Origin of the sequence: Globicatella sanguinis NBRC 15551 (assembly GCF_001552295.1) — a bacterium.
GTDB classification, from domain to species: domain Bacteria; phylum Bacillota; class Bacilli; order Lactobacillales; family Aerococcaceae; genus Globicatella; species Globicatella sanguinis.
In genome coordinates this window covers 1-6940 of the sequence record NZ_BCQX01000119.1, presented here as the reverse complement: position 1 = coordinate 6940, position 6940 = coordinate 1, and the positions used below count along the sequence as shown (strand labels likewise).

The window sequence follows — 6940 nt, the reverse complement described above, 5'->3', positions numbered from 1 at the left end:
CGTCCCTAAACTTGTTTGAAACCTACCCAACAGTGCGGGGGTAGGCCAACGAAGCGAAAATCATTTGATTTTCTACTTCTGGTCTACTCTCAACAGTGCGGGGCTGACAGACAAATTGAAACTCATTTGATATTCTACTTCATAGCCAATTTTTCTATCAATCAAAGTTCCAAAATAGGGTTCTTAATGGAGAAAATAATTTTCCATCATAAAGTTAAACACCTTAAACGATGGTGGCCCCTAATGAATCTTTAAAGTGGCCTAAGGCCCATTGATGTCCAGCTTGATTGAAGCTTGCGACTCCTTGTTCATGAATGACAATTTTGAAACCTTTATTATAAGCATCGACAGCTGTATGCAAGATGCAAATATCAGTACATACCCCCACTAAATGGATTTCTTCAATGTTTCTTTCGCGAAGGCGTAACTCTAAATCGGTTCCTGCAAAAGCAGAATAGCGTGTTTTATCGATATAATAGACATTTTCACGATCCTTAACGGATTGATAATAAGCTTCTAAATCGCCATATAATAAACGCCCCTCTGTGCCAGCAATATTATGGGGTGGGAATAATTGAGTTTCTGGATGATATGGATCATTTTCATAGTGTAAATCAATTGGGAAAACAACATAATCACCTTGCTCAACAAACTCTTTCGTTAAATTCAGAATATAATCATGAAGAACTTGACCAGGTTCCCCACAAGTTAATTTTCCTTCAGTAGCAACAAAATCATAGGTATAATCAATGTTTAATAAAGCTTTTTTCATTGTCGATAAACTCCTTAAAACTTTTAATTCAACTATAACTGAAAGGGGATTTATTGGCAAGGATGCCGTTTGATAATTCATATTTTTTCTTGTATTATATACCTTATTGAAAGTAATATTATTTGAACGAGAAAGAGTAGGGAAATTGAATGTTTATTGAGAAGTTGACCATCCCTCAAAGATTAACTTTGAGCTTTGCATTAGTGGTAGTTGTAGGAAGTATTTTATTATCATTACCTATAATGCATCAGCCCGGAGTACAAACGGTCTATTTAGATCATTTGTTTACCACCGTATCGATGGTCTGTGTGACGGGTTTGACGGTTTTGACTGTTGGTGATGTCTATAATACCTATGGGCAAATCATTTGTATCATTCTGATGCAAATTGGTGGTTTAGGCCTGATTACCATGTTATCAGCGAGTGCCTTGTATTTGAAGAAAAAATTGTCGTTAAAAGAACAATATACATTACAGGCGAGTTTTAGTAATGAGCATAATCTAGAGTTAAAACCATTACTAAAATCGATTTATTTATTTACTTTCTCTATAGAAGGAATAGCAGCCTTTATTTTAACTTTTATTTTTGTGCCACGTTATGGCTGGTTCAAAGGAATTTTTAACTCGGTTTTTATTGCCGTTTCAGCTTTTTGTAATGCGGGATTTGATAATTTAGGCAGTATCAGTTTACAAGGTGAAGTAACCAATGTGGTCTTAAATTTAACCATTGCGAGTTTAATTATTGCCGGAGGTATTGGCTTTATCGTATGGTTTGAAGTCATCAATATCGTTAAGGAATATTATAAATCCAGTACTAGAGTGTTTCGCATTGCTTTAAAAAAATTAAGTACGCATGCGCGCTTAGTTTTTTTATCAACGGGTATTTTACTAACATTAGGGACATTTCTAACATGGTTGACAGAAAATGGCAATCCAAATACATTGGCTAAATATAGTTTACCCCAACAACTATTGATTAGTTTTTTTCAAACAGTATCGATGAGAACGGCTGGTTTTTCCACTTTGGATTATACGCTAACTCGTCCCATTACCAATCTGCTTTATATTATGCAAATGGTGATTGGGGGCGCACCTGGTGGGACGGCGGGTGGTTTTAAAATTACCACCGCAGCTATTTTAGTTTTATTATTTAAAGCCGAATTAAATGGTCAAAGAGAGATTCAGTTTAGACGCCGTACGATTCGTGATGAAGTGATTAAACAAACAATTGTCGTCTTAACTTTTTTCTTTACGGTTTTTATGTTAGGTTGGGCATTATTAATGACGACGCAAACGCATCTAGAGCCTTTTAATCTATTGTTTGAAGTAGCCAGTGCGCTTGCAACGGTGGGAGTAACGATGAATTTAACTTCAGAGTTAGATACAATCGGTCGTATTATTATCATGAGTTTAATGTTTATTGGACGTGTCGGACCAGCAACGATTTTATTAAGCATAATGTCTAAAACAAAACGCAATATTCATTATGCCAATGCAGATATTTATATCGGATAGGAAGGGATTATCATGTTAACAAACAAGAAAATTGGATTGTTTATTACCGGTGGTATTGCGAGTTATAAGATGGCGGAACTCAGTCGTCAATTGATCAAAAAAGGTGCCGAAGTACGCGTGGTGATGAGTCAGGCTGCAACGGAGTTTATTACGCCTTTAACGATGCAAACATTAACTAAAAATCCAGTTTTACTTGATACATTTGATGAAAAAGATCCGTCGATTGTTCAACATATTCACATGGCTGATTGGTGTGATTATGTTTTGGTAGCACCAGCTACAGCCAATGTTTTAGCGAAAATGGCACATGGTTTGGCAGATGAAATAGTTTCAACCACCTTATTAGCGGTGCATTGTCCAAGACTAATCGTGCCAGCGATGAATACCAATATGTTTTATAATCCAGCAACCCAACGTAATATCACTCAATTAAAACAAGATGGTCACCAAGTGATGTTTCCAGATAAAGGATTCTTAGCAGAAGGATATGAAGGAGTCGGTCGCTTACCAGAATTAACTGCTATCGTCTCTGAATTAGAAAAATTAGTTGCTCAAAACGAATTAACTCAACTTTTAAAAGATAAGAAAGTGGTGATTTCTGCTGGAGGGACGCGTGAACGCATTGATCCGGTGCGTTATATAACGAATGATTCCAGCGGTAAGATGGGGTACGCATTGGCAGAAGCAGCTGTACATCTAGGCGCAAAGGTAACGCTCGTGTCGACCGTTCGCAATTTAACAGTGCCAACAGGTGTCGACATCCAATACGTTGAGAGTGCTCAATCATTGTTTGAAGTAATGCAACAAGCGTTAAAGGAGAATGACATTGCCATTATGACCGCTGCAGTGAGCGATTATCGGGTTAAAAACCAAGTGTCCCAAAAGATTAAAAAACAAGCCAATCAAGAAGGGTTAACCTTGGATTTAGTTGAAAACCCCGATATTTTAGCTTATTTAGGACAGCATAAGGAACCTGGACAGATTGTAGTTGGCTTTGCAGCTGAAACACATAATGTACTAGAATTTGCCAAAGGTAAACTAGAACGTAAAAAAGCGGATTGGATTGTGGCGAATGATGTCTCTAGAAAAGATGCCGGATTTAGTTCAGATCATAATCAAGTAACATTAATAGGTAAAGATGACCGTGTGGTTCCTTTAGAATATGGAACTAAAAAAGAATTAGCTTACCAAATTTGGCAAGCAATAATGGGGTAGATTAATAGATGAAAATACGATCAGCAACGTTAGCGGATATACCAGAGATGAAAGAGATATTTGAGATTGGGCGCCAAAAACAAATAGCAACGGGTAATCCTAATCAATGGCTACCAGGGTATCCGAGTATCGAACAATTGACAGCCGATATCAATAGCGGTACGTCCTATGTATGTTTCAATGACACAGAAGAAATGGTAGGGACCTTTTACCTATTAATGGGGGACGATCCGACCTATCAGGTCATCGAAGAAGGTCAATGGTTAAATGATTTACCTTATGTCACGATCCACCGAATCGTTTCAAAATATGACAAACAAGGTATCGGCCAACAATGTATCCAATGGGTCATGAACCACTATCCAAATATTAAAATTGATACCCATGAATTAAATCGACCGATGCGACAATTATTAACCAAATTAGGATTTCAATATTGTGGCATTATTTATTTACCAGATGGACGCACACGCGTCGCATATCAATATTATCAGGAAGATAGGATGACAAGATGAGTTTAGTAGTAAAAAATATGAGTAGCGGTTATCGAGGGATTCCCGTTTTAAAAAAGATTAATTTTACCATCCCTTATGGTGAAATAGTGGGTTTAATAGGACTAAATGGCGCTGGTAAGTCAACCTTACTTAAAACGATTTTAGGCTTAATCAAACCCATTGAAGGGCAAATTACAATTGGCAATCAAACGATAAATGAACATCAATCGCAATTCTCTCAACAATTAGCCTATATTCCAGAAACACCTGTTTTGTACGAAGAGTTGACCTTAAAGGAACATTTGGAAATGACGGCGTTAGGCTATGGATTACCCATCGAAACAGTCATGGAACGAGCAAAGCCGCTATTAAAATTATTCCGTTTAGAAAATCATTTAAACTGGTTTCCGATTCATTTCTCAAAAGGAATGAAACAAAAAGTGATGATTATTTGTGCAATGGTAACCGATGCGAAAGTCATGATTATTGACGAACCATTTTTAGGTTTAGACCCATTAGCCATTAAACATTTCACCGAATTATTACAACAAAGAGCGCAACAAGGTACCGCTATTATTTTTACGACGCATGTTTTAATGATTGCGGAACAATTATGTGATCAGTATTTAATGTTACAAGCGGGAGAAATTATCGCAAAAGGTGACCTAAAGACTATACAAGAACAATTTGGACAACCGGAGGCAACGCTTGATGAACTATATGTTCAGATGACGGAGGCCGCTCAATGAAAAATTTAACAGAATTAAGGCAAAAGAGATTACAATCATTAATCAAAGAAATGGGCAAATATGGTCGCTTGATTTTTAATGATCATTTTTCCGTCATCTTATTTGTTATCCTCGGATTTTTCATGTTTTTCTATCGTGAACAATTAGTCGCACTTCAAGGTGATCACACTACGGTATTAACAACACCACTCATCTTGTTTATGGGAATAATGCTAGGGGTACTGAGTACTTATGGGCGTCCCATATGGTTGATGAAAGCAGCCGATCGCAGTTATGTCTATCCAAGAGGGGCAGAATGGCGTCGTTATTGGCTCAAGGGGACATTATTAGGCTTGATAATACCTCTAGTCTTAAATGGTTTGTTAGCAAGTTTAATCTTTCCATTTGCTGCGACTGGACTCAATTGGAATCGTCAGTTTATCTATCTGTGGGTATTAATGCAATTATTAGCAGTTGTTTTATATCATATGCAAATGTTTAGTCGTATTTTTACTGTGCGCACTTTAGGTAAAAATTATCAAGCCATTTTATATGGGGGCCTGTTAGTGATTTCTTTAGTGGTATTGGGGCAATGGGGCATTTTAGTGATGATGGCCTTATTAGCTCTCGCCATTGGCTATTATCTTTTTGTTTGTTATCAAAATCGACAAGCGTGGTTAGACTTTGATTATACTATCGAAGTAGATGCAGAAAGAACGAATGTTTTTTATAAATGGATTAGCTTCTTTGCTGATGTACCGCAAACGCAAGTGGTAGTTAAAAGACGTGCTTATTTAGATAAATTAATCGATTTATTAACTGGAAAAAGCCCCAATCGAGATTATTACTTATTTTTAAGGCTATTATTTAGAAATAATACATTTAGTGGTATTTGGTTGAGATTGCTAGTTTTTATTTTTGTGATGTTATTATTAACAGAAAATATTTATTTAATCGTAGGATTGGGGTTAATTGGCTTCTATTTAACTTTAGTGCAGATTTTGCCAATGGTTCATTATTATGATGCGAATCCCTTTCAACGCATTTATCCCAAGAATCAAAGTCACCTCGCAGGAGCATTACAAAAAGTTTCCCTGATTATATTGCTCATTCAATGGTTGGCTTTTAATATCGCCACCAGTATTACAATTGGTTTTGGACAAACTTTTTTAATGATTAGTATTTTATGGCTAGTACTGATTATGTTAATGGTTTATTTATATATTCCATTTTGGTTGAATAAACAAGAATAGAGCCAACAGTTAGGATATTGTAATCAAATTGAAATGATAAAAGCGGTATTAAACGATTTTTGTTAGTGAAAGTTGCAAAATTATTTGCTAAAATATAAGATGATACTTCGCAATCAGTGCGAAATGGAGAGGATAGAGGTGGCAATAATGCAATTATCGAGCAGCTTATTTGGCTACAATAAAACCGAAGTAGATCGTGCATTACAAGAAAAAGATGCCCAAATAGAAGCGTTAAATAAACAAATTTCAGAAATTCAAACACAATTGAATGAGTATATTGAAATGGAACAAGCTTTAAAAGATGGGATTGTAGATGCGCGAATGACTGGAAATAAAATCGTAGCGGAATCTAATGATGAAGCAGAGAAAATTTTGAAGCGTACCAATGAACAAGTAACGCAATATAAAGAGGAATTTGCTCATCATAGTCATGAACTCGTCAATTCAGGGATGGGAATGCGTGAGATGATGAAGAAAATGCAAAAAGAAATGCAAGATGTGGTGGCAACTTATCAAGAGATGTTAGAAAATACAGATTTTGATTCGTTATATCCAGAAGATCAAATTAGTCGATTCAGTGGACAAATTGAAGCCTATGAAAATATGGAGATTTCAACACCACGTCAACAGAAGAAAAAATTATGGGACAATACGAGTATTACTGAAGAAGAAAAGAAAGAATTAGAAAAATTAATTCATGAAGTGATTGCCAATGAAAAGCAAGAACCGGCTTCAGCTTCAGAATCAAAGTTAGTTAAATTTGCTAAGATGTAGTAAAAGATGAACAGACGAGAGGCTGGGCATAAACTTGATAAAGTTAGTTAAGATTATTGTTCGTTAATTAAAAGCGCAGTGGTTGAGTGGCCTCAAATTGCGTCTTAAAGTAGCTGGGAATAATCTTGAAAAATTCAGTCAAACTAGTGCTTATTCATTAAGAGCGCAGTGGTTGAGTGGTATCAACCTG

Annotated in this window: 7 protein-coding genes; 6 read left to right on the top strand and 1 reads right to left on the bottom strand. The window is 36.1% G+C overall.

The window, feature by feature from the left end; genetic code table 11:
• Positions 1 to 223: 223 nt before the first annotated feature.
• The gene (locus GSA01S_RS08750; RefSeq protein WP_066126720.1) at positions 224 to 772 is read right to left on the bottom strand and encodes a cysteine hydrolase family protein; all 549 of its coding nucleotides are present in this window, start codon (positions 770 to 772) and stop codon (positions 224 to 226) included.
• Between the two features lie 149 nt (positions 773 to 921).
• Here GSA01S_RS08750 and GSA01S_RS08745 point away from each other — a divergent pair, with 149 nt between their 5' ends.
• The 6 genes from GSA01S_RS08745 (at position 922) to GSA01S_RS08720 (ending at position 6750) form a co-directional block, all read left to right on the top strand.
• The gene (locus GSA01S_RS08745; RefSeq protein WP_066126717.1) at positions 922 to 2286 is read left to right on the top strand and encodes a TrkH family potassium uptake protein; all 1365 of its coding nucleotides are present in this window, start codon (positions 922 to 924) and stop codon (positions 2284 to 2286) included.
• A gap of 12 nt (positions 2287 to 2298) precedes the next feature.
• The gene (gene coaBC, locus GSA01S_RS08740) at positions 2299 to 3501 is read left to right on the top strand and encodes a bifunctional phosphopantothenoylcysteine decarboxylase/phosphopantothenate--cysteine ligase CoaBC (RefSeq protein WP_174519411.1); all 1203 of its coding nucleotides are present in this window, start codon (positions 2299 to 2301) and stop codon (positions 3499 to 3501) included.
• A gap of 8 nt (positions 3502 to 3509) precedes the next feature.
• Entirely contained in the window at positions 3510 to 4016 is a 507-nt protein-coding gene (locus GSA01S_RS08735) for a GNAT family N-acetyltransferase (protein WP_066126713.1), read from the top strand.
• Positions 4013 to 4744 (top strand): ABC transporter ATP-binding protein, encoded by a 732-nt coding sequence (locus tag GSA01S_RS08730; protein ID WP_066126712.1) that lies wholly within the window; start codon positions 4013 to 4015, stop codon positions 4742 to 4744. Before GSA01S_RS08735 ends, GSA01S_RS08730 begins: the two co-directional genes overlap by 4 nt.
• Complete coding sequence (locus GSA01S_RS08725) at positions 4741 to 5976, top strand: ABC transporter permease (protein ID WP_066126711.1); 1236 nt, start codon at positions 4741 to 4743, stop codon at positions 5974 to 5976. Before GSA01S_RS08730 ends, GSA01S_RS08725 begins: the two co-directional genes overlap by 4 nt.
• 147 nt (positions 5977 to 6123) lie before the next feature.
• Positions 6124 to 6750 carry a DivIVA domain-containing protein gene (locus tag GSA01S_RS08720; protein ID WP_066126708.1) on the top strand — a complete coding sequence of 209 codons (627 nt, stop codon included), beginning with the start codon at positions 6124 to 6126 and terminating at the stop codon, positions 6748 to 6750.
• The last annotated feature ends 190 nt before the right edge of the window (positions 6751 to 6940 follow it).

Coding starts and splice junctions, on each gene's coding strand:
- GSA01S_RS08725 (WP_066126711.1), top strand. CDS start 4,741: ATGAAAAATTTAACAGAATTAAGGCAAAAGAGATTACAATCATTAATC.
- GSA01S_RS08750 (WP_066126720.1), bottom strand. CDS start 772: ATGAAAAAAGCTTTATTAAACATTGATTATACCTATGATTTTGTTGCT.
- GSA01S_RS08735 (WP_066126713.1), top strand. CDS start 3,510: ATGAAAATACGATCAGCAACGTTAGCGGATATACCAGAGATGAAAGAG.
- GSA01S_RS08720 (WP_066126708.1), top strand. CDS start 6,124: ATGCAATTATCGAGCAGCTTATTTGGCTACAATAAAACCGAAGTAGAT.
- coaBC (WP_174519411.1), top strand. CDS start 2,299: ATGTTAACAAACAAGAAAATTGGATTGTTTATTACCGGTGGTATTGCG.
- GSA01S_RS08745 (WP_066126717.1), top strand. CDS start 922: ATGTTTATTGAGAAGTTGACCATCCCTCAAAGATTAACTTTGAGCTTT.
- GSA01S_RS08730 (WP_066126712.1), top strand. CDS start 4,013: ATGAGTTTAGTAGTAAAAAATATGAGTAGCGGTTATCGAGGGATTCCC.